We start from the raw sequence: 25965 nt of genomic DNA on the forward strand, positions 1-25965 counted from the left end.
CAGAGCCCGCGCGTAAACTGTGGATATGGCGACATGGGACACCAGGCACCGGCCCGATCCGGACAGTGGCGCCGCGTCCGCTGACCTGACCACCATGTTCCGGAACCTCAGCAGGTCTTCACCCTGGAAGTGGCAGTCCCTGCGGTTTGAATACTGGGATGAGCCATTCGCTGAAGCGCCCGATCCCGCAGCGCCCCTGGTCCGGGCCTGGCTGCGCCGTCCCGGGGCGCTACGGCTCGAAACCGCCGATGGACTCATCCTGCATAGCACCACCGGGATCAATGACTCCAAGGACGGGTTCTACGTCAGCGCCACCCGGAAGTCGTGGCTGCTTCCGCCGCACCTGGTAGCGCCCGTCTACGACGACGCGGGCCTCGTCAGGCGCCGCCCCGAGGCTGCCTACGGGGAACCGGGCTTTGGCAACGGGCGTTTCTCTGCGGCCCTCGACCCTGTGGAGCTCGCAGGGAACGCGCCCGTTCCGCTGGAATTCCCGGGCAGCAATGCAGTGGAGGTCAACGGCGTCCGCCGCGTTGACCACGACGGAAGGCCGGCACTTGAGGCAGTGGTCACCCCTACCGCGACCTACCATCCTGCAGATCCTGCCGCTCCGCTCTGCCTGCCGGGAAGCACCCGGGTTCGGCTGGACCTTGGCACCGGTATCTGCCTGTCCAGCCAGTCACTCGTGCCGGCAACGCAGGACTACGGGCACTGGCTTCGGATCATCGCCGTGGACGAGTACATGCTGGATGACCTGTTCCTGGCTGAATCGATGAACCTTACCGACGTCCGACGGCACATCAGCTGGGACATATCTGCCTGATCGGCGGCTGCGACACGCCCGGCTCCCGGACGTGGGCTAGGCTTCCCTGATGACCGAGCTGACTTCCCTCTGGCCCCTCTTCGACCTCTCCCTGACCACACCCCGGCTGGTCCTGCGGCCCATCACCGATAGTGACATCCCGGCTGCTGTGGCAGCAGCCCGGAGCGGAGTCCACGATCCAGCACGGAACCCCTTCAGCACACCCTGGACGGAGCTCCCCGCAGAGGAGCTGGGGCCGAACATGGCGAGGTGGTATTGGCGCTGCCGGGGTGAATTCACACCCGAAAAATGGACCCTGCTCCTGGGCATCTGGCATGAGGGCGAGTTCATCGGCTGCCAGGACGTCGGAGCCACGGATTTCGGCACCCTGAAAACCGTCTCAACAGGCTCCTGGCTCAAGCAGTCCGTCCACGGCCGGGGACTCGGCAAGGAGATGCGGGCCGCCGTCGCTCTTTACGCCTTCGACTGGCTCAAAGCAGAAGTTGCCGAATCAGAAGCCGCCACCTGGAACGAAGCCTCCCTGGGCGTGTCCCGCTCCCTGGGCTACGAGTTCAACGGCGTCACCCGGCACTCCTGGGGCGACAAAGTAACGGACGTCCAGAAAGTCCGCCTCACCCCGGAATCCTTCAAGCGCCCGGACTGGACCTTGGAAGTTAGAGGCCACGAAGCAGCAGCCAAATTCCTGGGCATCAACTGAGAACGGCGGGCCCCGGGCCTTCTCCTAGGAGCGCATCGCGGCGCATCGGGTCCAGAAGGTCGCCCAGCGACCGAAGGGCCCCTATGCGTCGTGTCTAAGCGACGGAGAAGGGCCGTGGCCCGACGAACCGGACCACGGCCCTCGCGAACCGGAACGTAGGGCTAGATCTCCGCCCCTTCGAGCAGTTCCGTCACCAGAGCGGCGATGGGTGAGCGTTCGGAGCGGGTCAGGGTGATGTGGCCGAAGAGCGGGTGTCCTTTCAGCGTTTCGACGACGGCGGCGACGCCGTCGTGCCGTCCGACGCGCAGGTTGTCGCGCTGGGCGACGTCGTGCGTGAGGACAATCTTGGAGTTCTGGCCGATGCGGCTCATCACGGTGAGGAGCACGTTCTTCTCGAGCGACTGGGCCTCGTCAACGATCACAAAGGCGTCGTGCAGGGAACGTCCGCGGATGTGGGTCAGCGGCATGACTTCCAGCATGCCCCGGTCCATGACCTCCTCCACGACTTCCTGGCTGACCAGTGCGCCCAGGGTATCGAAGACCGCCTGCGCCCACGGGTTCATTTTTTCCGATTCGGAGCCGGGAAGGTATCCAAGTTCCTGACCGCCCACGGCGTAAAGGGGCCGGAACACAATCACCTTCCGGTGTTCGCGGCGCTCCAGCACGGCTTCCAGCCCGGCGCACAGAGCCAGGGCGGATTTGCCTGTCCCTGCCCGGCCGCCGATGGAAACGATGCCCACGGCAGGGTCCATCAGCATGTCGATTGCGAGCCGCTGCTCGGCGGAGCGTCCGTGCAGCCCGAAGACGTCGCGGTCGCCCTTGACGAGCCGGACCTGTTTGTCCGTTCCAACCCGGCCCAAAGCAGATCCCCTGTTGGAGAGGAGCACCAGCCCGGTGTTCACGGGCATCTCCGCGGCGGCGGGGATGAACACCGGCTCGTGGCCGTAGAGCGTGGAGATCTCGTCCTCGCTGGCCTCCACCTCAGCGATTCCCGTCCAGCCGGAGTCCTTGACCAGTTCGTTGCGGTACTCGTCGGCGGTGAGCCCCATGGCGGACGCCTTCACCCGCATCGGCAGATCCTTCGAAACGACGGTGACGTTCCGTCCTTCGTTCGCGAGGTTCTTGGCCACCGCCAGGATCCTGCTGTCGTTGTCTCCGCTGCGGAACCCCAGCGGAAGCACCTCCGCGGAAACGTGGTTCAGCTCCACCGTGAGGGTGCCGCCGTCGTCGCCAATTGGTATAGGCCGGTTGAGGCCGCCGTGTTTAACCCTGAGGTCATCGAGGAGCCTGAGTGCCTTGCGGGCAAAGTAGCCGAGTTCGGGGTCGTGCCGTTTCGCCTCCAGCTCGCTGATGACAACAATCGGGACGATGACGTCATGCTCGGCGAAACGCAGCAGGGCCCGGGGGTCCGAGAGCAGGACAGAGGTGTCAATCACGAAGCTGTGAATGGTGGCTTCCCTTCCGGAGACAGCAAAACCGGCCGCAGCTTGTTCATCTGCCGGACCGGTCTTTGAGGTAGCTCGCGTGGCGCGAGAGGTAGCTTTCTGTCCCTCGTCAAAAACGACTTCGGGCAGTTGTTCAGAAATAGCCACATCGACTCCAGCCCCGGGCGCGCCCGGAATTGTTATTGGTGAGGCGGCTCGGCCTGAAGGCCGGACTCGGCCCCCCATACAACCGGTGCGAAAATTCGCTCCATGTACTGGCCTCCCCGATCAGCCGGCGGTTTTGCCTGCTGATGGATACAACGTTAATCCACCGCCGCTAATTTCCAATTCCCTCACTCGGCGATTCCTGTTGCAACCGTGTGAACTCCTGATGAATGCAGCCGCGTCAGGCGCCGAAGCGGCGCTGCCGGCCGGCGTAGTCGCGTAGGGCGCGGAGGAAGTCCACTTTGCGGAAGGCAGGCCACAGGGCTTCGCAGAAGTAGAACTCGCTGTAGGCGCTCTGCCACATCAAAAACCCGGAGAGCCGCTGCTCACCGGAGGTCCTGATCACCAGGTCCGGATCCGGCTGGCCCCTGGTGTACAGAAAGCGGGAGATGTCGTCCACGCTCAGGTTGTCCGCCAGCCTGGTGATGTCCGCTCCCTTGGCGACCGCATCATGGAGCAGCTCGCGCACGGCATCCACGATCTCGCGGCGTCCGCCGTACCCCACCGCCACATTGACATGGATTTTTTCGCGCGCCGGAGTGCGGGCCGTCAGCTTGTTGAGCCGCTCAGCCAGATAATCCGGGAGCAATTCGGGGGCACCCATGGCATGGACGGAAATATTAGCGTCCTCGTCCAGCCGGTCCAGCGTATTGGCGATGATCCCCATCAGGAGGTCAAGTTCCTCACTGGAGCGGTTCATGTTGTCCGTGGACAGCATGTACAGCGTGACCACCTTGACGCCGAGTTCCTGGCACCAGCCCAGGAACTCATGGATCTTGTCCGCGCCGGCCTGGTGGCCCTGGCTGGTGGGGGCATTGAACTGCTTGGCCCAGCGCCGGTTGCCGTCAACCATAACGCCGATGTGCCCGGGGATGCGGTCTCCGGCGAGGCTCCTGAGCAGCCTGCGCTCATAAAAGCCATAGAGGAACCCGGACAATTCCACGCGGAGACTCACCTGACTTCCTTGCTGAACGACGGCATGCACATCCTAGGCTACCGTCCGCAGCCGTGAGGATCGCGCCGCCGAGCCCCTGGCGCTGGACGCAAACCGGTTACCCATAAGTAACTTGCTGGTACGCAGGTTATTGTGGAGGCATGACCAGCGAGACCCCGGACGGCCCCCGCGGACCTGAAACGGAGCCCGGACCGAGCGCTGTGGATGATGCCGCCGTCCGCCTGGCCGAACTCCTGACGATCAAGCCCAAATGGCGTGGCTGGATCCACACCGTCACGGCGCCGCTGGTACTCCTGGCCGGGATCGTCCTGGTGGCGCTGGCCCCTACCGCCGACCGGAAAATCACCTCAGCCATCTACGCTGCCACAGGCGTCCTGCTCTTCGGCATCAGCGCCATCTATCACCGTGGCAACTGGTCCCCGGGCGTGAAGATCGTCCTGAAACGCCTGGACCACACCAACATCATGCTGGTCATCGCGGGCAGCTACACACCCCTGGCCTGGTCACTGCTCGAGCGGCCCAAAGCAGTCCTGCTGCTCTGGGTCATCTGGTCCGGCGCGATTCTCGGGGTCCTCTTCCGGCTCCTGTGGACACACGCCCCGCGCTGGCTGTATGTGCCCATCTACATAGCCCTGGGCTGCGGCGCGCTGTTCTATCTGCCGGAATTCTTTGCGGCCAGCGTCGCATCGGCCGTCCTGATCTGTTTGGGCGGGGTCCTGTACATCACCGGCGCGGTGTTCTACGCCCTCAGGAAGCCGAACTTCAGCTACCAACACTTCGGCTTCCACGAGCTCTTCCACGCCCTCACCGTGCTTGCCTTCAGCGCGCACTTTCTGGCGATCGCCATAGCCGTCCTCAGCTGACGTACCGCTTTCCGCAGGTTCGCCGGCAGCCCGCAGGCCCGGTTGAAGCGGAGTGCCTCATCCGGTCATCGCCTGCAGCCGCTTCCGAAGATCCTCCGGCGTGCCGACGGGCAGATCACACACCATGTTCCGGCACAGGTACACCAGCGGGGAACCATCGCGTGCCGGAGGCCTCCCCTTCAGCAGGGGTACGCCTGCGTCCCCGGAAGGTGCGCCCGACGGCGGCACTGAAGGGACGCCGTCGTCCTCCACTGCGATCACCAGCCCCGGGCTGGCGGACTTCAGCAGTTCCCGGTGCAGGGCAGTCCTTTCAGGACTCTCCGGCCCGACGACGGCGGCCTCCACCGGCCCTGCGAGGGCGGCCTGGGCGGTCGCCAGCAGCCAGCCGGCCACGCGGGGGGCCCGCCCTGCGAGGGGAGGGAGGAGCGAGAGCACATGTGAGGCCATCCCGCGGTGTTCTGCAGACCCCGAGAGCGCCGCATAGCTCAGCAGGACCCCGGCAAAGGCAGCGGCACCACTCGGTGTGGCGTTATCAAAGGGATCGAGGCCGGACTGCCCTCCCTGCGCGGAACGGACCTGTCCGGAGCCGCCGGACGAGTCCACCAGCCGGCCTGCCACTACGAAGCGGCGGCAGGCCGCCTGCACCAGCTGTTCGGCGAAGCCATACCAACGGGTCCTGCCGGTGACCGCGTAAAGGGCGAACAGCCCTTCGGCGCAGAAGGCGTAATCCTCCAGGAGCCCGCCGATCCCGCGTGCAGTCCCGGCGTGTGAAACGCGTATCAGCGCGGGCGGACTGTCCTCCGGATCTTCCGGATCCCCCGGCTTCCCAGCTGCCGCGCTTCCCCCGGCCTTCCAGTGAACCCGTTGCAGATATGCGGCAATGGCCTCAGCGGCGGCCAGGAAATCGTCACGGCCAAGCACGGCACCAGCTTCCGCGAGGGCTGCGACGGCCAGCCCGTTCCACCCTGCCACGATCTTCTCGTCCCGCTCCGGCTGCGGCCGCAGCCTCCTTGCGGCCAGCAGTGCAGGCCTGGCGTGGGCCCACAGTTCCGCTTCTGCGGCGTCCAGGGTCCTCGCGGGGTGGAGCGGCGAGCCGAAGCCGGACACGGTTCCTTCCGGGCCCACGTTCATCATCCGGGCAACCGCAGCCCCGGTGTCAGCGCCAAGCGCGTCCTGGAGCCCGCTGATTGTCCACAGGTAACTGGCACCTTCATGGTGTTCACCGTCCACCACAGAATCTGCGTCGAGCGAGGATGCCAGGGCTTCGGGCTGATGCTCCGTGGAAGGATCCGTCGCGTCCGCCCCAGCAAGGCCCAGTGATCCGAGCATCCATCCGGCGGTTCGGGCAGCAACCTCGGCGGCCTCCGCCGCCGAAAAGACATCGTTTCCGCCGAGCCGCACCCAGTGCACGTAGACGCGCAGCAACTGGGCGTTGTCATAGAGCATCTTCTCAAAATGCGGAACGGACCAGTCGCGCGTGACGGAATACCGGGCAAAGCCGCCGTCCAGCTGGTCAAACAGTGCTGACCGCGCCATCGCCGCCAGCGTCCGGCCCGCCATGTCTCGGGCCGCCTCTGCGGTCACTGAGCCGGCGGTGGCGGCAGCGGCGTGCCTGATGAGGAACTCAAGCACAGCCGACGGCGGGAATTTCGGGGCGGCCCCGAAGCCGCCGTCGGCCTGGTCTTCTGAGCGTGCCAAGGACGCGACGGCAAGAGGCAGGAGGCCGGGATCAAAGAGCGGAGCGGGACCGGCCACCGTGACAGCCGCGGTCAGCTGCGCCTCGCCCATGCTTTCTGCCAGGCCGCGGGCATTCTGCTCGACGGCGTCGCGGCGTTCCTGCCACGCTTCCCGGACTGCTTCCAGGACCTGGCGGAAGGACGGCCTGCCCGGCATCGGGCGGGGAGGAAAGTACGTTCCTGCGTGGAACGCCCGGCCATCGGGGGTAAGGAAGACGGACATAGGCCAGCCACCCTCGCCGCTGATGGCCTGCGTAGCCGCCATGTAGGCGGCATCCACGTCCGGGCGCTCTTCCCGGTCCACCTTGATCGCCACGAAGTGGGCATTCAGGTAGTCGGCGGTTTCCTGGTCCTCGAAGGATTCATGGGCCATGACGTGGCACCAGTGGCAGGCCGCGTAGCCGATGGAGAGGAAAACCGGGGCGTCGCGGGCGGCGGCGACAGCGAAGGCTTCATCGCCGAACGGCTGCCAGTGGACTGGATTGTTGGCGTGCTGGCGGAGGTAGGCCGAAGGCTCCCGCCCCAGGAGGTTCTGCATCCCGCGGGGGTCTTCGCCTGAACGGGCGCCGGCGTCAGCGTTCTGGCCGGCCTGCATCGCCGTTCGATTCCGGCTGGGCCGGTTCAGCATGGCCGTAGGGAACGGCGTCCTCACCGGCGGTGTCTGCCGCGGCCGCTGCAGCCATGCGCTCTTCCTCAACCTGGGCCCGGTAGCGGACGCGGCGGATGCGGCGAACCATGTCCACGATCAGCAATGTTGTGGCCAGCACAAAGAAGGCAGTCATGATGAACCCCCACAGACCAGGGGTTATCTGGTCCTCCGAGATACCCTCGCGGAGCGACGGGCCAGGCGAGGGTGTCGGGGTGGTGGCCATTACGAGGAGCAAGTGATGCACGTTCAAAACCTTCTATGGGAACTGATAGGCAGCCGGCTGTGGATTCCGGGCACGGACCTGCCGGACCCGGCTCATCTTCTACGCGGCATAGAAATTGCCTGCTGTCTCTATCTTAGCCCCGCGAAGAGATCCTTCTCCGGGAGTACGGCCGGGATCCTGGACTCGATCAGGGAGTAGTCCTCCCAAGGCCACGCACGGCGCTGCATCTCGGACGAGACGGCGAAGAAGAACCCGAGCGGATCCACCTGGGTACGGTGCGCGCGGAGGGCGTCATCGCGCGCCTCGAAGTAGTCCCCGCAGTCAATCTGGGTGGTGGTGGGATGGGCCGCCGGGGGCGGGGTGTGACCTTCCGCGTCGGTCTCCAGCCACGCCGCCAGCCTTTCCGCATAGGGGGACTGCAGTCCGGCCTCTTCGAGGGCGAAATGCAATGCCCGGAACCGCTCCGGGCTGAAGGCCTTGTCGTAGTACAGCTTGCTGGGTTCCCAGGCCTCGCCGGTTCCCGGGTAGCGGTCCGGGTCCCCCGCTGCCGCGAACGCTTCCACAGCCACCCGGTGAGCCATGATGTGGTCCGGGTGGGGGTAGCCTCCGTTTTCGTCATAGCTGATGATCACCTGCGGCTTGAATTCGCGGACCAGCCGCACCAAGGGTGCCGCAGCGCGCTCGAGCGGCTGGGAGGCGAAAGAACCCGCGGGCAAAGGCGGGAGAGGGTTGCCTTCGGGAAGCCCGGAGTCCACGAATCCAAGCCAGCGCTGCCGGATGCCCAGCACTGCCGCAGCCCGGTCCATCTCGAGACGCCTGGCGCCCGCCATGTCCCGCTTGGGATGCGGCTCCCCCTCCACCGCAGGGTTCTGGATATCGCCCCTGGACCCGTCAGTGCAGGTAGCAACCATGACCTCAACCCCAGCATCGGCATACATGGCCATTGTGGCCGCGCCTTTGCTGGACTCGTCATCAGGATGGGCGTGGACGGCGAGCAGCCGGAGCGGGGCCGAGGGTGTGCTGGACGCTGTCATCGGGGACGGCTCCTTTTTCTTCTGTAGCTGCTGTTCCGGCTGCCTGGGCCGGGTGTACATGTGGAGGCAGTGGTGTGGGGTGCGGCAGGACTTCCCGGCCCGGAGAACCATCGCCTGGATCCGCACTAAACTGGACTGGTGACTTCCCAGGACCAGCCGGCCCTTTCCCCGCCAGCAGACACTAGCCTAGCCAATCGCTACGGCAGCCAAAAGCGTCGGCTCTCCGGAGCGGCGAAACGCGCCATCGGCATCGCCGCACTGGCAGCCGCAGTAGGCTTCATGGCCTGGGTTTCCACTTCCTCAGCCACCTCCGGCGTGACATTCAAGGACATTGGCTACAGCATTCCAGACGCCACCCAGGCAGAAGTCGATTTCCAGGTGACCCGGGAACCGGGCACCGCCGTCAAGTGCGCGGTTAAGGCGCTGGACTCCAAGTTCGCCATAGTTGGCTGGAAAGTGGTGGACATCCCGCCCGGAGAGCCGGACGGGACGGCCGACGACGGACGCACGGTCTCCCAGCGGGTGGTCCTTCGGACGGAGTCACTTTCCGTCTCGGGATTGGTGGACAGCTGCTGGGTTCCTGCCGCCGGCACCTAGAAACTGTGATCTGCACCGCTTCCTTGTTGGGTTTAATCCACGGGATTGATTACAATGGATCAATACCTTTACCCCGCTGAGCTGGTTACTGAGTTCCACAAGTGGCCACCGTGGCGGGGTCTTTTGCTGTATGACCCAAGAGGAGAAGTCCGTGTCTACCACCAACAGCGCGCCTGCAGCCTGGCTTACCCAGGAAGCTTTTGACCGCCTGAAGGCAGAGCTGGACCACCTTTCCGGCGCCGGCCGGGCAGAGATCGTCCAGAAAATTGAAGCAGCCCGCCAGGAGGGCGACCTCAAGGAAAACGGCGGTTACCACGCTGCCAAGGAAGAGCAGGGCAAGATTGAGGCCCGCATCCGCCAACTGACGACGCTGCTGCGCGACGCCCATGTAGGGGAAGCCGCCGCGGATGACGGGATTGTAGGATCCGGCATGATCGTTGTGGCCAGGATCGCCGGAGATGAGGAAACCTTCCTGCTGGGATCCCGTGAAATTGCCGGCGATTCGGACCTCGACGTGTTCAGTGAAAAGTCACCGCTCGGCGCCGCCATCCTGGGCCATAAAGAAGGCGACAAACTGAGCTACACAGCACCCAACGGCAAGGACATCACGGTGGAGATCCTCTCCGCCAAGCCCTACGCCGCCTAGTAAACCAGCTGCATCGGAAACACCGGCCACCCCTGAGGGCGGCCGGTGTTTCCGTTTCCCGGCTGGTCCCCCTGGAGGTCAGTAGCGGCGGAGGCCTGCGGAGCCGCGTGGGCGCAACAGCATGGCGGCAACCACGCCGCCCACGGCCCCGCCCAGATGTGCCTGCCAGGAAATGTATCCGGCAACAAAGGGCAGCACGCCCAGCAGGATGCCGCCGTAAACCATGAACAGCACAATGGACAGCAGGATCTGCCACCAGCTGCGGTTGAAGAAGCCGCGCACCAGAAGGAAGGCGAACAGGCCGAACACGAGCCCGGACGCCCCCACGGTGATCCCGCCGTCACCGATCAGCCAGACGGTCAGGCCGGAGCCCAGCCAGCTGAATGCCAGCGCTGTCAGGAACACGCGGAGGCCTGAGAGGAATACCAGGAAGCCGAAGATGATCAGTGGCAAAGTATTGGACAGCAGGTGGTTCAGGCTGGCATGAAGCAGCGGAAAAGTGAAAATGTCCAGGAGCCCGTCCAGGCTTCGGGGCCGGAGCCCGAATGTCCTGTTCAGGGCGTGCAGGGTGAGCATGTTGATCAGCTCGATCACAAGAAGCACAAGGGCGAAGCCGCCCACCACCACCAGCCCGCCCTTGGCACGCGAAGCAGTGATCGCACGGCTCCTTGGGCTTCCGTCCCCCATCGAGTCAAGCATGGCCGCCCCCTAGTGCACCACGATGGGCTGGAAGCCCTCCGCGCGGAGGGCACCAAGCACCTTCTCGCAGTGTTCGTGGCCCTTGGTTTCGAGGTTCACCGTGATGGAGACGTCTCCCATGCTGATGGAGCCGCCAACGCGCGTGTGGTCCAGGCCTGTCACGTTCGCATCGTTCTCCGCGATGATGCGGGCGATCGTAGCCAGGGAACCCGGCCGGTCGTCGAGCATCATCCGCACAGTCATGTAGCGCCCGGCGGCCGACAGGCCCCGCTGGATGACCTTGAGCATCAGCATGGGATCGATGTTGCCGCCGGACAGGATCACCGCCGTGGTGCCGGGATTCTCGATCTTGCCGTCCATCAGGGCCGCGACCCCCACGGCCCCCGCCGGTTCCACCACCAGTTTGGCCCGTTCCAGCAGGAAGATCAGGGCGCGTGCCAGTGAATCCTCACTGACGGTCACCACATCGTCCACCAATTCGCGGATGATGCTGAACGGCAGCTGTCCGGGACGGCCGACGGCGATGCCGTCCGCCATGGTTGATACTCGCTTCAGCGGAACCAGGGCATCTGCCGCCAGCGACGGCGGGTAGGCGGCGGCGTTCTCGGCCTGGACGCCGATGATACGGATTTCCCGTCCCAGTTCCTTGGCCCGCGCCTTGACGGCGACGGCAACGCCCGCAAGCAGCCCGCCGCCGCCCACCCCCATCAGGATGGTGTCCACGTTGGGGATCTGTTCGAGAATCTCAAGACCCACGGTGCCTTGGCCCGCCACAACGTCCACGTTGTCGAACGGGTGGACAAAAACCGTGCCGGATTCATTGGCGTAGCGCTGCGCCTCCGCGAGCGCCTCATCAACGTTGTGGCCGTGGAGGATCACCTCCGCACCGTGGCTGCGGGTTGCGGCCAGCTTGGGGAGGGCGACGCCCTGCGGCATGTAGATGCGGGCCTTGATGCCAAGGCTCTTGGCCGCCACGGCCACACCTTGGGCATGGTTGCCGGCGGAGGCTGCTACAACTCCGCGCTTTTTCTCCTCCGGTGAAAGCCTGGCCATGCGCACGTACGCCCCACGGACCTTGAACGATCCGGCCCGCTGCAGGTTTTCGCATTTGAAGTAGACATCCCCGCCCACCATGTCCCCCAGGGCCCGCGACGATTCCACCGGTGTCCGCGCAATAATCCCCTCGAGCAGCTTCTGCGCCTCCAGGACATCGTCCAGCGTGACGGGAAGGGTTTCAAGGATGTTCACGAACTATTCTCCTTTGGCGGATTCGGCTCCGGCGCCCGGTCCCGAAGGTCCGGTCTGGGCATCCGGATTGTGTGCTTCCGTGCTGGCTGCGGCATCCTTGCCGCGCCTGAACCTGACGCCCGGCAGGTGGACCTCCTTGAAGGTGTCGTCAGGGCCCGCGCCAAGTGTCACGGCCCCTCCGGGGGTTGCCAGCACTTGTTCATGTTCCCACGTTCTGGCCGCGATGTAGCGAATCGCCGAGTTTGCTACAGCAAGGATGGGTACGGAGAACAACGCTCCGGGGATTCCGGCAAGGTATGAACCTGCCGCCACGGAAAGGATCACTGCAACGGGGTGCAGCGCCACAGCCTTGCCCATCACCAGGGGCTGCAGGATGTGACTCTCCAGCTGCTGGACGAGCAGGACGATGGCCAGCATGATGAGGGCGTTGACCGCTCCGTTGGCCACCAGTGCCAGGAGCACCGCGATGGCCCCGGTCACCAGGGCACCCACCACCGGGATGAAGGAGCCGATAAACACGAGAACGCTCAGTGGCAGCGCCAGGGGCACTCCAATGATGGCTGCTCCGACGCCGACGCCCACTGCGTCAACAAATGCAACAAACATCTGGATCCGCGCATACATCACCATGGAGGTCCACCCCCGGCGTCCGGCGCCGAACGCTGCGGGACGTGCTTTCTTCGGGAGCAGCCGGACCAGGAAGGCCCAGATCCGGTCACCTTCGAGCAGGAAGAAAATGAGGATGAAAAGCGCCAGCACAAGGCCCGCAGCGAAGTGTCCGGCGGTGTTGCCGAAGGACAGTGCGCCGCTGAGGATGCTGCTGCTGTTGCTCTGCAGGGCCGCCGTGGCTTCCTTGAGGTACTGGTCCATCTGGTCCGCCGTCAGGTGAAGCGGGCCCTCTGCCAGCCAGTCCTGGACCTTTTTGACGCCCGCCAGGGCTTCGGACCACAGTTCGCCAAAGCCGGTCACGAGCTGTCGGCCCACCAGTGCAAGGGAGCCCGCGATGAGGCCGATGAAGCCCAGCACGGTGACCGCCACGGCCGCCCCATTGGGGAGCCGGCGTCTTCTCAGCCAGCCCACCACGGGACTCAGCAGCCCGGCAAGCAGCGCAGCCACCATGACGGGGATGATCAGGAAGCTGATCCGGCTGAGCAGCCATACCAGTGCGCCGCCCACCAGCAGGATCAGTCCCAACCTCCACGCCCATGAAGCCGCGATGCGGACGCCGTAAGGGATGTCCCGGTCAAGTTCCCGGTCCGCCAGTACCCGCCGCGGCGGGGGCGTGTCGGTTGCGAGGGCAGTTTCAGCCTGTCGGGCAACGGCTTGGTTCGATGGGGTGGCGTCCTCTGCTGGCGTCATAGCCCTAATACTTCCCCAGCCGTGGCCTTATGGGAAACCGCTACCCGGCGTCGCCAAGCGTGGCATCGATCCCCCAGGAGATCGCGAATGATTCCCCGGGCGGCAGCCACCGGAGTCCGTCACCGGAGTTGAAGGCGTTGGCCGGTCCGGTCATGGGTTCAATCGCCACCGCCCGTGACCGGCCGGGGAATTTCGTGTTGACATAAACGTGGACATATTTGCACGCATCGTCCTGCCAAAGGGAGACGCTGCGGCCGTCCGGAGCGCGCAGTGTGTGGCGCGCCACGCCGCCGTCGAACGCTATGTCCGTCAGGGCGACATCGACGTCGAGGCCCCCTACCTTCCGGCCCGAGCGAAGGTCGGTCTCGCCACCGACGGGCTCCGAACTGCGCGGGATCAGCCGCTCATCCGCCACCAGTCGGGTGTCAGCCGCAACGGTCAGAACAAGTTCGTCCACGTCAACGTCCCCCAGCCGCAGGTAGGGATGGGCCCCAATAACAAAGGGAGCCGGCGTCCTGGAGTCATTGATCAGCGTCTGCCTTACCACCAGGCCCAGGTCCTCCGCCAAGAGGTACTGCACGCGGTGCCGCAACAGGAACGGGTAACCGTGCTGCGGGAAAACGGTAGCCTCAAGGGCCACCGAGTACGGGGACTCGTCAACCAAGGCATAGGAGGCGTTGCGCAGTAGTCCATGGCTCGCGTTGTTCTTTGAGACCTCCGTGATGTCCAACTGTTGTTTCTTCCCGTCCAGGTACCAGACCCCGTCCTCCACCCTGTTCGCCCAGGGTGCCAGCGTGATGCCTGCGCCCCCGGGCGGGATCTCGGCGTCTCCGTAAGTCTCGGTGAGCAGCACGTCGGACCGGCTGTAGAGACGCAGCCCCGCCGCAAGCTCGGTGACCACGGCGCGTGCGTTTCCGCGTCGGATTTCGTACTGGCGCCCCGTTGCACAGGCCCCGAATCCGTCGGCGGACGAGCTGGGATCCGGAATTGAACTGGAAGTCATGAGCACTACCGTACATGGCCGCAGGAGTGTCCAGCATCACCGAGGAATTGTTACCTTTTGTTTGAAACCATTCCTTTTTGGGAGAAATATGCCACAATTGGGAGTACACGTGGCACCCGGATCAAAAGGAGCAATCCATGCTGGCAGCGCAACGGCAGCAACTGATCCTCCAGGAGCTCCAATCGGCGGGAACAGTGCGGGTTGCTGCCCTCGCCGAGGACCTGGGTGTTTCCGAGATGACAGTGCGCCGGGACATCGATGCCTTGGACGCAGGCGGCCTGCTGCTCCGGGTCCACGGAGGGGCTGCCCGCACCGACGGCTTCAGCGCCCTGGAGCCTGCCTTTGCCAGCAAGTCAACGCGGGAGCTCGCCGCCAAAGCAGCCATAGCGGCGGAGGCCGTGCGGCTCATCCAACCCGGCATGACCCTGCTCATTTCGGGCGGCACCACCACCTTTGAGCTTGCCAGGATCCTGCCAAGGGACCTTGATCTTACTGTGGCCACCAACTCGATCATGGTGGCCAACGCCCTGGCAGCTGGCGTCGGGTCCGACGGCGGCGGAGCCATCCGGACCCTGGTCCTCGGCGGGGAACGCACTCCGTCCGAGGCCTTGGTCGGCCCCTTGGCCGCTCAGGCTGTGAGGATGGTGAACGCCGACCTGTGCTTTATGGGCGTCCACGGCATGGAGCTCCAGGCGGGGATCACCTCACCCAACCTGCTCGAAGCCGAGCTCAACGCAGCCATGATCGACGCTTCCAGGAAACTCATCGTCCTCGCGGACGCTACCAAATACGGGCTGGTCGGCCTTGCCTGCATCGCCCCCGTGTCCGCCGTCGACACTTTGATAACCGACGTCCGCATCGCGGAGGTCCCAGGAGGCCAATTGGCCGCCCTGCGTAAGATAGTCGCCGATGTCCGGATCGCCGGGCACCCGGCTGACCGGGACCGGCCAATGGAACACGCCACCACGCCGGGGGCCCAGCAGCCCCCGGTACCAGCACCCAAAGGACACCAGCCATGACAGGTATCACCAGCACCAAGCTTGCCGACGGCCGGGAGCTGATCTATTTCGACGATGCCGCCACGCCCAAGCCGCGCACCGCCGAAACCACCACGGACCACCGCGACCTTCCGGAACGCGGGGAGCCAGGGGAAGTCAGGTTCGACGCGCTCACCGGCGAGTGGGTGGCGGTGGCCGCGCACCGGCAGACCCGCACCCACCTGCCGCCCGCGGACCAGTGCCCCATCTGCCCGACGACCGACAGCAACCCCTCGGAAATTCCCGCGCCCGACTACGACGTCGTGGTATTTGAAAACCGCTTCCCGTCGCTCGGCCCTGCCCTGGGCCCGGTACCGGAAGATCCTGCCTGGGGCACCAGCGGCCCCGCCTATGGCCGTTGCGAAGTGGTGGCCTTCACCCCCGAGCACACGGGTTCATTCAGCGGCCTGGGCGAGGCCCGCGCACGGACCGTGGTGGAAGCCTGGGCGCACCGCACTGAAACCCTGAGTGCGCTGCCGGGCATCAAGCAGGTCTTCCCGTTCGAGAACCGGGGAGCCGACATCGGGGTTACCCTCCACCATCCCCACGGACAGATCTACGCCTATCCTTTCGTCACGCCCCGCGCCGGGGTCCTGGGCGCCGCTGCCCGCAAATTCTATGATGAGTCAGACGGACGTCAGACGCTCACGGGTTCGCTGCTGCGCGCCGAACGTGAAGACGGCAGCAGGATGGTGATGGAAGGTGAAAACTTCAGCGCCTACGTACCCTTCGCTGCTCGCTGGCCATTGGAAATCCATCTGGTCCCGCACCGCCAGGTCCCCGACCTGGCGGCCCTGAGCGGCGAGGAAAAGGACGAACTTGCCCACGTTTACCTGGACCTGCTCAAACGGCTTGATGCCCTCTACCCCACGCCAACGCCGTACATTTCGGCATGGCACCAGGCCCCGCTTGACGATCTCCTGCGGCCCGCCAGCTACCTGCACCTCCAGCTGACATCACCGCGCCGCGCTGCGGACAAACTCAAGTTCCTTGCTGGCTCCGAGGCGGCAATGGGCGCCTTCATCAACGACACGACTCCGGAAAGCGTGGCGGAACGCCTCCGCTCCGTCATCGTCCCGGATTCCACCCCCTCCCCCGCCGCCGCCTTGGCCGCCGTATCCGAAGGAGCACGCGCGTGAGTGCCGCACCCCGCCCCCTGACCACCCCGGCAGTCCCGCCTACCACAGCGGAGCTGGCTGGCCGCTTCGAAAATGAATTCGGCAGGCTCCCCGACGGCGTCTGGCAGGCACCGGGGCGCGTCAATCTGATTGGTGAGCACACGGACTACAACGAGGGCTTTGTGCTCCCGTTCGCCATCGACAAGACAGCACGGGTTGCCGTTGGAGTCCGCGCGGACTCCTCCGTCCGACTCCTGTCCACCTACGGCGACCAGGGGGTGTTCACCACGGACCTTGGAAACCTGGATGCCGCGGCCGCCAAGGGCTGGACCAAGTATCCGCTGGGTGTCATCTGGGCCTTGCAGCAGCGCGGAATCACCGTACCGGGACTGGACCTGCTTCTTGATTCCAATGTGCCGCTTGGTGCCGGGCTGTCCTCATCGCACGCCATCGAGTGCGCGGTCATCTCGGCATTGAATGAGTTGACGGGCGCGGGCCTGGGTCCCGAAGAGATGGTCCTGGCCACGCAGCAGGCAGAAAACGACTTCGTGGGCGCCCCGACAGGCATCATGGACCAGTCCGCATCGCTGCGCGGTTCAAAGGGCCACGCTGTATTCCTGGACTGCCGGGACCAGAGCGTGCGCCTGGTTCCTTTTGAGGCGGAACCCGCAGGTCTGGTGATGCTGGTGATCGACACCAAGGTCTCCCACTCCCACGCCGACGGCGGCTATGCGTCGCGCCGTGCCGCCTGCGAACTCGGCGCTGAGGTTCTTGGCGTCAAGGCGCTCCGCGACGTCAAGGTGGGCGAGCTTGAAGAAGCCAGCGGCCTCCTGGATGAGGTGACCTTCCGGCGCGTGCGCCACGTGGTCACCGAAAACGACAGGGTGCTCCAGACCGTGGAGCTGCTCGCGGCCGAAGGCCCGGGCTCCATCGGCGCGCTCCTGGACGCCAGCCATGTGTCAATGCGCGACGACTTCGAGATCTCCAGCCCTGAGCTTGACCTCGCAGTGGACACCGCCCGGGCAAACGGCGCCATCGGTGCCCGGATGACCGGAGGCGGCTTTGGCGGGGCGGCAATAGCCCTGACTCCGTTGGGGGCAGAGCAGCAGGTGCGCACCGCCGTCGAACGCGCTTTCTCGGAAGCCGGGTTCACCGCTCCGGACATCTTCACGGTGACGCCGGCAGCCGGGGCCATGCGCATCTCCTAGGGCCCGCAGGCGCACAACAGGAGAGGGCCCCATCTGCTTGAATTGCAGGTGGGGCCCTCTCCTGTGGAAAGTACGACGGCGTCACACGCCCTTGGGTGCTATTCGTCGCCGCGCAGGATGGCCAGCAGGCGGATGATCTCCACGTACAGCCAGACCAGGGTGACTGTCAGGCCGAACGCTGCCGTCCACGAGAACCGCTGGGGAGCACCACTCTGAACACCGGCTTCGATGCTGGTGAAGTCCATGATCAGGGAGAAGGCGGCCAGGCCGATGGCCAGGATGCCGATAGCGACGCCTACCCATCCGCTGCGCAGTCCGAACATGTCGGTCTGGAGACCCGTCATCATCAGGACGAGGTTTACGACCGAGAAGAGTGCGTAACCGATCATGGCGATCATGAAGAACTTCATGGCCTTGGGCGTGGCGCGGACCTTACCGCTCTTGAACAGCACGAGCGTCACCGTAAAGACGGAAAGGGTTCCGATGACAGCCTGCAGGCCGACCCCCGGGAACATACCGTCAAGGATGCGGGTGAGGCCGCCGAGGAAGAGGCCTTCAAGGCCCGCGTAGGCCAGGATCAGTGCGGGCGATGGCTGCTTCTTGAAGGTGTTCACCAATGCCAGGACGAAGCCGCCCAGTGCGCCGACGATCATCAGCATGCTCGCAAGTCCCATGCTGACGAACAACGTCACAGCGGCGCCAGCCAACAGGACGCCGAGGCAGGCAGCGGTCTTGACGATGACGTCGTCATACGTCATGCGGCCGGTGTCGGCAGGACCGGCGGCCGGCTGGTTGTACATCTGCTGCAGCTGCTCATTGGTCATGTTCTGCGGCTGGGATCCCCAGCCGCCCTGCGGATCAATGACGGGGCCGGGAGCCCGGCCGGGTACCTGCTGGCCGTACTGGCCGTAGGGCTGCTGGCCGTAACCAGCCTGACCGTAGGGAGCCTGCGGGACAGGCGGTGCCTGGGTGGCTCCCACGGAAATTCTTTCCGTTGAAGATCGGGTTTCCGCCAAGTGCCATTGCGGGTGTCCTCCATATAAAGGGGTGGATACTGAACTTAAGGTTTACGTTACCAATTTCCACGTGCTGGCGCCTCTGATAGTTCCCACGCACGCGGGCCGCAACCCAACTGTGACTTCATGCCGGGGAGCGCCCGGTGACATTCGCCTGTGCCAGCGGGCTGACTGTTAAGAAATACCGGGGATCAACAAAAGTTTCTTTAGTTTTTCTAATCTGGCCTGCCATGCCTGCTTCACAGTTGTTATCTGATCGCTACCGGAACGCTTGATTTGGCGGCAAATAATGCCCCTGACGAGCGGTAACATAGGCCACACACGGTGACGGATCTCACAGAATTAATGGTTCGGCGAACCGAGTGCGCACCACCATCCGCCCCGTGTTGTTCGCAGTGGTTGCAAAGGCGCAGCCCAGACCACCCCCCAAGTGGAGGTTTTTCAATTTGAGAAGTACATCCAAAGGCCTGCCGCACAGACGGCTCGGCGGATTGCTGAAAATGATGGGGGCAGTCTCCGCCTCCGTTCTGGCAATCCTGCTCGTTGCCGCTCCGGCGTCCCAGGCCACTTCCCCGTCTCCGACGCCATCCCCGTCGAACCAGACCTTCCAGAACAACATCAGCGGCTTCCTCCGGGATGATGCCCGCGCACCTATCGCAGATGTGACCATCACCGCCAAAAGCGGAGACTTCGAAGGAACCGCAAAATCCGGTGCCAACGGAGCCTGGTCCATTGGAGTCCCGGTCCAGGGCACCTACGAAATCGAACTGGACGAATCAACCCTGCCGGAGGGCATAAAGCTCGCGGACGGTCAGGAAAATCCCCGCAGTGTCACGTTCAGCCAGACCTCCAACCTGTCGGTGATCTTCGCCTTTGGCAAGGGTATCGTCGTCCAGCAGCAGGACTTCGGCCAGAACCTGCTCAACAGGCTTGTAGCGGGACTCAGCTTTGGGCTCCTCTTGGCACTCGCCTCCGTCGGGCTGTCCCTGATCTTTGGAACCACGGGACTGACCAACTTTGCGCACGGTGAAATGGTCACCCTGGGTGCAGTGCTCGTCTTCACGTTCAACGCGGTCGGCCTTCCCTTCTGGCTGGCGATCATCCTTTCCCTGCTCGGCGGTGGACTGTTCGGCTACGTCCAGGACGCCGGCCTCTGGAAGCCGCTGCGCAGGCGCGGGACGGGCCTGGTTCCTATGATGATCGTCAGCATCGGCCTCGCCCTCGCCGTCCGCTACGTCATCCAGTTCTACTTCGGCGGCGCCACGCAGCAGCTGCCCTATGCACAGAGCACCGAAATCCAGCTCGGCCCCGTCTCCATCTCGCCCAATAACCTCTGGTCCCTCATCATCAGTGCGGTCGTGATGGCGTTGCTTGGAATCATTCTGCTGAAGACCAGGCTGGGCAAGGCCACCCGCGCTGTGGCCGACAACCCGGCCCTCGCCGCTGCCTCCGGCATCGACGTAGACAATGTCATCCGCATTGTCTGGGTGGCTGGCGGCATGCTGGCCTCCCTCGGCGGCATTCTGTGGGCGTACTACCGCCCCGGCGTCACCTTCGATATGGGATCCCAGATCCTGCTGCTCATCTTCGCCGGCGTGACGCTCGGCGGCCTGGGCACGGTCTTCGGTGCCCTGATCGGATCAATCATCGTCGGCATCTTTGTGGAGCTGACCACCGTTTTCGGCCTCGCGGCCGACCTCAAGTATGTGGGAGCACTGTTCATCATGATTGTTGTCCTCTTGTTCCGGCCCCAAGGCATCCTGGGCCGTCGCGAGCGCGTGGGTTAGGAGACAGCCATGGACTTAGGATTCATTTTTTCAAGTGCTGCCGGTGAACTGTTCAGCCCGACGACGGCGGCCTACGCGCTTGCTGCTCTCGGACTTGCCGTCCACTTCGGTTACTCGGGCCTGCTGAACTTCGGCCAGGCCGGCTTTATGGCGGTGGGAGCCTACGGCTTCGCCATCTCCACCCTCACGTTCGGCGTTCCGTTTTTTGTCGGACTTCTCATCGCCATCATCTGTTCGGCCATTTTCGCCTTATTGCTGGGTATCCCAACCCTCCGGCTCCGGGCTGACTACCTGGCAATCGTCACCATCGCCGCTGCGGAAATCGTCCGGTACATTGTCACGACCAACCAGCTCACATCCGTGACGGGCTCCGCCAATGGACTGGCCGCGTTCGAGGGCGGGTTCTATTCGATGAACCCTTTCCCGGAGGGATCCTACTTCGGCATGAACAATAGGGATCTCTTCATCCGCGTTGTCGGTTGGGGACTTGTCATCGTCTGCTGCATCCTCGTGTGGCTCCTGATGCGCAGCCCCTGGGGCCGTGTCCTGAAGGGCATCCGCGAAGACGAGAACGCCGTCCGCTCCCTCGGGAAGAACGTGTACGCGTATAAGATGCAGGCCCTCGTGATCGGCGGCGTGCTCGGCGCTCTCGCGGGCATGGTCTTCACGCTGCCCCGCGGCGCGGTCCAGCCCGCCAACTACGGCACGGAACTGACGTTCTTCCTGTACACCTGCCTGCTGCTCGGTGGTCTTGGTACAGTGCTCGGTCCTGTAGTGGGTGCAATGATTTTTTGGGTGGTTCTTTCCCTCACTCAAGGCATCCTGTACGGACTGATTGAATCCGGGGCCGTCACCTGGCTGAATACGGTCCAGGCCGGGCAACTGCGTTACATTCTGGTAGGCATCGCCCTGATGCTGCTGATGATTTTCAGGCCTCAGGGCGTCTTTGGCAACAAAAAGGAGTTGGCGTTCGCATGAGCAATCACAGCGAAAGTTCTGCAGAGAAAAACGTCGATTACATGACGGACGACCGTCCCATCGCCGCTGGGGAGACTGCTCCGGGCTGCAAAAAACGGGACCCAATCGTGGTGGCGGAGAACGTCACAAGGAGCTTCGGCGGCATCAACGCGGTGGACGTCGAATACCTTGAGATTCCGCGCCACAAGATCACGGCGCTGATCGGCCCCAATGGTGCTGGCAAGACCACACTCTTCAACCTTCTCACCGGGTTCGATACTCCGAACTCCGGCAAATGGCAGTTCGAAGGCAACAGCCTGGCTGGCATCTCACCGTACAAAGTAGCAAGGATGGGCATGGTGCGCACGTTCCAGCTCACCAAGGTCATGGGCAAGCTCACGGTCATGGAAAACATGCGTCTTGGCGGTTCGGAGCAGCCCGGTGAGCGGCTGTCCAAGGCGCTGTTCAAGGGCATGTGGGGCGGCCGGGAAAAAGAGATAACCGCTCAGGCAGGCGTCCTGCTGGAGAAGTTCAAGCTCGACGCCAAGAAGGACGACTATGCGGCGTCCTTGTCCGGCGGACAACGCAAGCTGTTGGAAATGGCGCGTTCCCTGATGGTCCGGCCCAAGCTGGTGATGCTCGATGAGCCCATGGCGGGTGTCAATCCAGCACTCACGCAATCACTCCTGGACCACATCAAGAACCTCAAAGCAGAAGGCATGACCGTGTTGTTCGTTGAACACGACATGAATATGGTCCGCCACATTGCCGACTGGGTGGTGGTGATGGCCGAAGGCAAGATTGTTGCCGAAGGCCCGCCGGGTGAAGTCATGAAGAACCCCGCGGTGATCGATGCCTACCTAGGCGCGCACCACGATGTCGATTTGGGCGACGCCGAGGGAATCAAGGAACTTGCAGCCGAACTCGTAGCCGACGAGGAGTCCATCGTCGGCACCGAAAACGCCGGCATCATCGCCCTCGACACCGTCGCAGCAGAGTCCGACGAGCCCGCATCCGGGAAGAAGGACAGCGAATGAGCGCCACCAGCGCGGCGCCCGCGGCAAGCAGCGCAGCAGCGCACGACTCCGTCGTAATGGTGTCCGACCTTGTAGCCGGGTATCTTCCTGGCGTGAACATCCTCAACGGCTGCAGCATCGAAGCCCGCAAGGGCGAACTGATCGGCATCATCGGCCCCAACGGCGCGGGCAAGTCCACACTGCTCAAAGCGATGTTCGGTCTGGTGAAAGTCCATTCCGGTACCGTTGTGGTACGCGGCCAGGACATCACCGGACTAAAGGCCAACAAGCTCGTCTCCAAGGGTGTGGGTTTCGTCCCGCAGAACAACAACGTGTTTTCCACCCTCACCATCGAGGAAAACATGCAGATGGGCATGTTCCAGCGGCCCAAGGACTTCGCCGAACGGTTTGACTTCGTCACTAGCCTCTTCCCTGAGCTCGGCAAGCGCCGTGCCCAGCGGGCGGGCTCGCTCTCCGGTGGCGAACGCCAAATGGTTGCCATGGGACGTGCCCTGATGATGGAGCCGGCAGTGCTGCTGCTCGATGAGCCATCGGCAGGCCTCTCCCCCGTCAAGCAGGATGAGACATTCCTGCGGGTCCACGAGATCAACCGGGCAGGCGTATCGGTCATTATGGTGGAGCAGAACGCGCGCCGCTGCCTGCAGATCTGCGACCGTGCTTACGTGCTGGACCAGGGCAAGGACGCATACACGGGCACCGGCCGGGAACTCATGAAGGATCCGAAGGTCATCCAGCTCTACCTGGGAACCCTGGCCGACGAAACCTAGACCGGGAGTTCCCGCCTCCGGAGCCCGTCCCGGAACACGCAAAGGGGGCCGTCACCAGCCGGTGGCGGCCCCCTTTGCGTGCCGCCCCACGTCCCGGCGTCGCCCGAACGCACAGAAGCCCCCGTCCGGGTTTGAACGGGGGCTTCTGTGGTCTGTGGAAGCGGCTTACAGCTTGCCGAATTCTTCCTTGGACGGCTTGTAGTTGTTGTCGTCCTGGTACTCGTAGATGCCAATGTAGGCTTCCGTCGGGTCGCCGGCATCGGAGAAGGTCACCGGACCGGACTGTCCGTCGTAATCGATATCCTTGCCATTGCGGAGCAGCGTGACGCACGATGCGTAGTCGGTGCACTTTTCGCCGGCTTCGGAAACCGCCTTGAGCTGCTTCGCGATGTCGGTGCCCTTAGTGCTCTGGGCGGCCTCAGCAGCCAATGCAATCAGGTTGACGGCATCGTAGGACTCGCCTGCGTAGCTGAAGTCCTTCAGGGCCGGATCAATGGCCAGCATCTTCTTCTTAAAGTCCTCCTTGGCGAACGTGCCCGGGATGGTGCCCTGGGCGCCCTTCAGCGTGCCCGGCTGGAAGTCCTTGCTGTAGTCTGACGTGTTGCCGTCAACCAGGAACATCTGGGTTGCCTTGACACCCTTGCCAGTCATGAGCGGCACAATGCTCTTGGCTTGATCGAAAGTGATCAGGGCAATGGCGTCGGGCTTGGCTGCAATGATCTTATCCACCTGGCTGCTGAACTGGGAGTCACCCTCATTGAACAGCTCCTCGGCGACAATTTTGCCGCCTGCTGCCTCGAAAGCGGACTTGACGTTCTTCGCCAGGCCGGTGCCGTAGGCATCATTGAGGACGATCATGCCCACTGTCTGCGCACCACAGGTTGCCATGTAGTTGCCCAGGACCTTGCCCTGCAGAACGTCTGAGGGCGCGGTGCGCCAGTAGAGTCCCTTGTCATCCCAGGCGGTGAAGTCCGGGGACGTGTTTGCGGGCGAGAACTGGATAACGCCTGCACCGGTGATCTGGTTGATGACAGTCTTCGACACGCCGGATGATGCGGCGCCGATAATCGCACTGACGCCCGAGCCGAGCAACGCTGTGGTGGACTGGGTGGCGATATCGGTCTTGGTGTCACCGGAGTCGCGGTGGATCACCTCAACGGGCTTGCCAAGTACGCCGCCTGCGTCATTGACTTCCTTGATGCCAAGGTCGACACCGGCGATTTCGGGCGGGCCAAGGAACGCCAGCGAACCTGTCGTCGGCAGGAGCGATCCAAGCTTGAGCGGTGTAGGTGTAGTGGTGGTCGAGGCCGGAACAGGGCCGCCGGCGCCCGGCTTAGTTGTGCTTCCGCCGGACGGGCCGGGAGCCGGGCAGGAAATTCCGGATGCCGCCGGGGTGGTGCCGGTTTCCGTGGAGCTAGGGGTGGAGGTGCCACCACATGCTGTAGCCAGAAGGGCGACGCCGACGCTAAGCGCTGTGAGCTTAGCAACGCGGGGCGCCGCAGGGGGGAGTGTAATCATTGACAATCTCCTGGATCGAAAGGTGCGAAACGGCCTTTGACGCGGATCATCAGGTGTTCCTGATATAACTTCAAGCTATTGCATATCCGGTGCGAACATAAGTGACTGAGGTCACATCCTTATAACAGTCGTTGCATATCCGAAATTAAGTGACAAGATGTCCCTCGCGGAGGGTGCCGCAGACCTAAGGCGCCAAGGGGAATTTGTGCCCCAGGCGAGACTCGAACTCGCAACACGCGGATTTTAAGTCCGCTGCCTCTGCCAATTGGGCTACTGGGGCGCCCGGTCAATGGTATCCCGTCATATCCTGTCGAAGGGCGCGGCATACCGGAATGTCCCGTGAACTCCCCCGGGCCACACCGCCAGCGGCAACAGTTGGAAGAGGTCACCCCATGTTCGCTCCGGCGGGAGCACTCCCAGGGATGTAGCCGGGACGAAACCGAAGCGGGGATAGTAGTCAGTGCTGCCAAGCAGCGCGATGCCGCTCTCGCCCGCGGCGTTGGCCCGCGAAACGGTTTCGTTCATCAGGGCCGTACCAATGCCGTGCCGCTGGAGCCTGGGAGTCACGCCGATGGGCCCGAGCCCCAGCAGCTTATGGTCGTCCACCCAGCCCCGCGTACTGATAACGTGGCCCACCACCTCCCCGTCCAGAACCGCCACAACACTGAACTCCGGCAGGTATTCCTCGCACTCGAAGAGCTGCCGGAGCAGCTCGACTTCCACGGGTTCCCCGTCTGCAGGTAGGCCGGTGGCCGGCGAGATGGCGAAGGCCTCCGCGGTCAGGGCCAGGATCTGTTCCCGGTCCGCCACGGACTCATTGCGCAGCAACAATTCAGGCCGCGGCTGCCGGCTGCTTTCCGCGGACAGTTCTGCCAAGGCCTCGAGCGCACGGGCGGTGTCCGCGACCGGCACCAGAAGGTGCTCGTGATGGAAACCTGCCAGCACATTGCAGCTGATCCTGGCATCGGTCAGGGCCTTGCCCACGGCAGCGGTCAAGCCGATGGCCTCCAGCTCGGAATGGACCTGAAGTGTGATCCACGCAGCCACGAAGTCGTATGAAAGGCCCAGGCTGTCTGCTTCCGCACGGGGCAGCACCACCGTGAGCCCCTCGGCCTCGCGCACTGCCGCCTCGATACCCGGTGCGAGCGGCCTGCCGTGGGGCCAGAGGACGTAGACGTACTCCCCTTCCCGCAATTCCGGGTGGACCGAGGCCAGCAGGGTCTGGAGGTTCTTTTCACCAGTCATGGTGCCAGTCTAGAAGCGGCGGGCGCCCGCGAAGGAGCGCGGCGCACCGCCGACGTCACCCAACGCAAACGGCAGCCACCCCCCCCTTCGGGGACGG

At 64.1% G+C, this 25965-nt stretch carries 23 protein-coding genes, 1 tRNA gene and 1 pseudogene; 12 read left to right on the forward strand and 13 right to left on the reverse strand.

Annotated elements, in window-relative coordinates; all coding sequences use genetic code 11:
* Positions 1–25 precede the first annotated feature (25 nt).
* Complete coding sequence (locus QFZ30_RS14220; RefSeq protein WP_307077247.1) at positions 26–820, forward strand: hypothetical protein; 795 nt, start codon at positions 26–28, stop codon at positions 818–820.
* Between the two features lie 49 nt (positions 821–869).
* Positions 870–1517, forward strand: coding sequence for a GNAT family N-acetyltransferase (locus tag QFZ30_RS14225; protein ID WP_307077249.1), 648 nt, complete (start codon positions 870–872; stop codon positions 1515–1517).
* Positions 1518–1678: 161 nt separating this feature from the next.
* Here QFZ30_RS14225 and QFZ30_RS14230 read toward each other — a convergent pair whose 3' ends face one another.
* Together QFZ30_RS14230 and QFZ30_RS14235 are read right to left on the reverse strand one after the other, a co-directional pair.
* Entirely contained in the window at positions 1679–3109 is a 1431-nt protein-coding gene (locus tag QFZ30_RS14230) for a PhoH family protein (protein WP_307077250.1), read from the reverse strand.
* A 238-nt stretch (positions 3110–3347) separates the two neighbouring features.
* On the reverse strand, positions 3348–4109 hold the full coding sequence (locus tag QFZ30_RS14235; protein WP_307080273.1) for an isoprenyl transferase: 762 nt from the start codon (positions 4107–4109) through the stop codon (positions 3348–3350).
* 152 nt (positions 4110–4261) lie between these two features.
* Here QFZ30_RS14235 and trhA point away from each other — a divergent pair, with 152 nt between their 5' ends.
* Entirely contained in the window at positions 4262–4984 is a 723-nt protein-coding gene (gene trhA / locus QFZ30_RS14240; protein ID WP_373462846.1) for a PAQR family membrane homeostasis protein TrhA, read from the forward strand.
* 57 nt (positions 4985–5041) lie between these two features.
* On the opposite strand, the gene QFZ30_RS14245 is transcribed toward trhA, so the two are convergent.
* The 3 genes from QFZ30_RS14245 to mca form a co-directional block, all read right to left on the reverse strand.
* Positions 5042–7315 (reverse strand): thioredoxin domain-containing protein, encoded by a 2274-nt coding sequence (locus QFZ30_RS14245; RefSeq protein ID WP_307077252.1) that lies wholly within the window; start codon positions 7313–7315, stop codon positions 5042–5044.
* The gene (locus tag QFZ30_RS14250; protein WP_307077254.1) at positions 7293–7613 is read right to left on the reverse strand and encodes a hypothetical protein; all 321 of its coding nucleotides are present in this window, start codon (positions 7611–7613) and stop codon (positions 7293–7295) included. Before QFZ30_RS14250 ends, QFZ30_RS14245 begins: the two co-directional genes overlap by 23 nt.
* A 107-nt stretch (positions 7614–7720) precedes the next feature.
* Entirely contained in the window at positions 7721–8626 is a 906-nt protein-coding gene (gene mca, locus QFZ30_RS14255; protein WP_307077256.1) for a mycothiol conjugate amidase Mca, read from the reverse strand.
* A 138-nt stretch (positions 8627–8764) separates the two neighbouring features.
* On the opposite strand from mca, the gene QFZ30_RS14260 reads away from it, so the two are divergent.
* Positions 8765–9223 (forward strand): DUF4307 domain-containing protein, encoded by a 459-nt coding sequence (locus QFZ30_RS14260; protein WP_307077258.1) that lies wholly within the window; start codon positions 8765–8767, stop codon positions 9221–9223.
* A 151-nt stretch (positions 9224–9374) separates the two neighbouring features.
* Entirely contained in the window at positions 9375–9869 is a 495-nt protein-coding gene (gene greA, locus QFZ30_RS14265; RefSeq protein ID WP_307077260.1) for a transcription elongation factor GreA, read from the forward strand.
* A gap of 78 nt (positions 9870–9947) precedes the next feature.
* Here the strand turns inward: greA and QFZ30_RS14270 are convergent, their stop codons facing one another.
* The 4 genes from QFZ30_RS14270 to QFZ30_RS14285 are packed head-to-tail and all read right to left on the reverse strand — an operon-like array spanning position 9948 to position 14178.
* Complete coding sequence (locus QFZ30_RS14270) at positions 9948–10568, reverse strand: rhomboid family intramembrane serine protease (RefSeq protein ID WP_307077262.1); 621 nt, start codon at positions 10566–10568, stop codon at positions 9948–9950.
* Between the two features lie 9 nt (positions 10569–10577).
* Entirely contained in the window at positions 10578–11816 is a 1239-nt protein-coding gene (gene ilvA, locus QFZ30_RS14275; protein ID WP_307077264.1) for a threonine ammonia-lyase, read from the reverse strand.
* A 3-nt stretch (positions 11817–11819) separates the two neighbouring features.
* The gene (locus QFZ30_RS14280) at positions 11820–13175 is read right to left on the reverse strand and encodes an AI-2E family transporter (protein ID WP_307077266.1); all 1356 of its coding nucleotides are present in this window, start codon (positions 13173–13175) and stop codon (positions 11820–11822) included.
* A 40-nt stretch (positions 13176–13215) separates the two neighbouring features.
* The gene (locus tag QFZ30_RS14285) at positions 13216–14178 is read right to left on the reverse strand and encodes an aldose 1-epimerase family protein (protein ID WP_307077268.1); all 963 of its coding nucleotides are present in this window, start codon (positions 14176–14178) and stop codon (positions 13216–13218) included.
* 137 nt (positions 14179–14315) lie between these two features.
* Here QFZ30_RS14285 and QFZ30_RS14290 point away from each other — a divergent pair, with 137 nt between their 5' ends.
* Genes QFZ30_RS14290 through galK form a run of 3 tightly spaced genes read left to right on the forward strand, consistent with a single transcriptional unit; the run spans position 14316 to position 17541 of the window.
* A complete protein-coding gene (locus QFZ30_RS14290; protein ID WP_307077270.1) occupies positions 14316–15197 on the forward strand; it encodes a DeoR/GlpR family DNA-binding transcription regulator in 882 nt (293 codons plus the stop codon).
* Positions 15194–16354, forward strand: coding sequence for a galactose-1-phosphate uridylyltransferase (gene galT, locus QFZ30_RS14295; RefSeq protein ID WP_307077272.1), 1161 nt, complete (start codon positions 15194–15196; stop codon positions 16352–16354). Before QFZ30_RS14290 ends, galT begins: the two co-directional genes overlap by 4 nt.
* Positions 16351–17541, forward strand: coding sequence for a galactokinase (galK, locus tag QFZ30_RS14300; protein WP_373462847.1), 1191 nt, complete (start codon positions 16351–16353; stop codon positions 17539–17541). Before galT ends, galK begins: the two co-directional genes overlap by 4 nt.
* A gap of 98 nt (positions 17542–17639) precedes the next feature.
* Here the strand turns inward: galK and QFZ30_RS14305 are convergent.
* Positions 17640–18564: pseudogene (locus QFZ30_RS14305) on the reverse strand (Bax inhibitor-1/YccA family protein).
* A gap of 496 nt (positions 18565–19060) precedes the next feature.
* Between QFZ30_RS14305 and QFZ30_RS14310 the strand changes: the two are divergent.
* Genes QFZ30_RS14310 through QFZ30_RS14325 form a run of 4 tightly spaced genes read left to right on the forward strand, consistent with a single transcriptional unit; the run spans position 19061 to position 23105 of the window.
* Complete coding sequence (locus QFZ30_RS14310; RefSeq protein WP_307080279.1) at positions 19061–20344, forward strand: branched-chain amino acid ABC transporter permease; 1284 nt, start codon at positions 19061–19063, stop codon at positions 20342–20344.
* 9 nt (positions 20345–20353) lie between these two features.
* On the forward strand, positions 20354–21322 hold the full coding sequence (locus tag QFZ30_RS14315) for a branched-chain amino acid ABC transporter permease (protein ID WP_307077274.1): 969 nt from the start codon (positions 20354–20356) through the stop codon (positions 21320–21322).
* Complete coding sequence (locus QFZ30_RS14320; RefSeq protein ID WP_307077276.1) at positions 21319–22338, forward strand: ABC transporter ATP-binding protein; 1020 nt, start codon at positions 21319–21321, stop codon at positions 22336–22338. Before QFZ30_RS14315 ends, QFZ30_RS14320 begins: the two co-directional genes overlap by 4 nt.
* Positions 22335–23105, forward strand: a complete 771-nt coding sequence (locus QFZ30_RS14325; protein ID WP_307077278.1) for an ABC transporter ATP-binding protein — start codon at positions 22335–22337, stop codon at positions 23103–23105. The genes QFZ30_RS14320 and QFZ30_RS14325 overlap by 4 nt, the downstream gene beginning before the upstream one ends.
* Before the next feature lie 165 nt (positions 23106–23270).
* Here the strand turns inward: QFZ30_RS14325 and QFZ30_RS14330 are convergent, their stop codons facing one another.
* From QFZ30_RS14330 to QFZ30_RS14340, 3 genes are all read right to left on the reverse strand, one after another.
* Entirely contained in the window at positions 23271–24623 is a 1353-nt protein-coding gene (locus tag QFZ30_RS14330; RefSeq protein WP_307077280.1) for an ABC transporter substrate-binding protein, read from the reverse strand.
* A gap of 206 nt (positions 24624–24829) precedes the next feature.
* Positions 24830–24903: transfer RNA gene (locus QFZ30_RS14335), tRNA-Leu, on the reverse strand.
* 20 nt (positions 24904–24923) lie between these two features.
* Entirely contained in the window at positions 24924–25868 is a 945-nt protein-coding gene (locus QFZ30_RS14340) for an N-acetyltransferase (protein WP_307077282.1), read from the reverse strand.
* Positions 25869–25965: the final 97 nt, after the last annotated feature.

The organism is Arthrobacter pascens, from assembly GCF_030815585.1.
GTDB classification, from domain to species: Bacteria; Actinomycetota; Actinomycetes; order Actinomycetales; family Micrococcaceae; genus Arthrobacter; species Arthrobacter pascens_A.

Bases quoted from the DNA above. Each gene is read 5' to 3' on its own strand.
- QFZ30_RS14220 (WP_307077247.1), top strand. From the start codon at position 26: ATGGCGACATGGGACACCAGGCACCGGCCCGATCCGGACAGTGGCGCC.
- QFZ30_RS14315 (WP_307077274.1), top strand. From the start codon at position 20,354: ATGGACTTAGGATTCATTTTTTCAAGTGCTGCCGGTGAACTGTTCAGC.
- QFZ30_RS14320 (WP_307077276.1), top strand. From the start codon at position 21,319: ATGAGCAATCACAGCGAAAGTTCTGCAGAGAAAAACGTCGATTACATG.
- QFZ30_RS14225 (WP_307077249.1), top strand. From the start codon at position 870: ATGACCGAGCTGACTTCCCTCTGGCCCCTCTTCGACCTCTCCCTGACC.
- QFZ30_RS14290 (WP_307077270.1), top strand. From the start codon at position 14,316: ATGCTGGCAGCGCAACGGCAGCAACTGATCCTCCAGGAGCTCCAATCG.
- QFZ30_RS14245 (WP_307077252.1), bottom strand. From the start codon at position 7,315: ATGCAGGCCGGCCAGAACGCTGACGCCGGCGCCCGTTCAGGCGAAGAC.
- trhA (WP_373462846.1), top strand. From the start codon at position 4,262: ATGACCAGCGAGACCCCGGACGGCCCCCGCGGACCTGAAACGGAGCCC.
- QFZ30_RS14310 (WP_307080279.1), top strand. From the start codon at position 19,061: ATGGGGGCAGTCTCCGCCTCCGTTCTGGCAATCCTGCTCGTTGCCGCT.
- QFZ30_RS14340 (WP_307077282.1), bottom strand. From the start codon at position 25,868: ATGACTGGTGAAAAGAACCTCCAGACCCTGCTGGCCTCGGTCCACCCG.
- mca (WP_307077256.1), bottom strand. From the start codon at position 8,626: ATGACAGCGTCCAGCACACCCTCGGCCCCGCTCCGGCTGCTCGCCGTC.
- QFZ30_RS14330 (WP_307077280.1), bottom strand. From the start codon at position 24,623: ATGATTACACTCCCCCCTGCGGCGCCCCGCGTTGCTAAGCTCACAGCG.
- galT (WP_307077272.1), top strand. From the start codon at position 15,194: ATGACAGGTATCACCAGCACCAAGCTTGCCGACGGCCGGGAGCTGATC.
- QFZ30_RS14270 (WP_307077262.1), bottom strand. From the start codon at position 10,568: ATGCTTGACTCGATGGGGGACGGAAGCCCAAGGAGCCGTGCGATCACT.
- QFZ30_RS14280 (WP_307077266.1), bottom strand. From the start codon at position 13,175: ATGACGCCAGCAGAGGACGCCACCCCATCGAACCAAGCCGTTGCCCGA.
- QFZ30_RS14325 (WP_307077278.1), top strand. From the start codon at position 22,335: ATGAGCGCCACCAGCGCGGCGCCCGCGGCAAGCAGCGCAGCAGCGCAC.
- QFZ30_RS14285 (WP_307077268.1), bottom strand. From the start codon at position 14,178: ATGACTTCCAGTTCAATTCCGGATCCCAGCTCGTCCGCCGACGGATTC.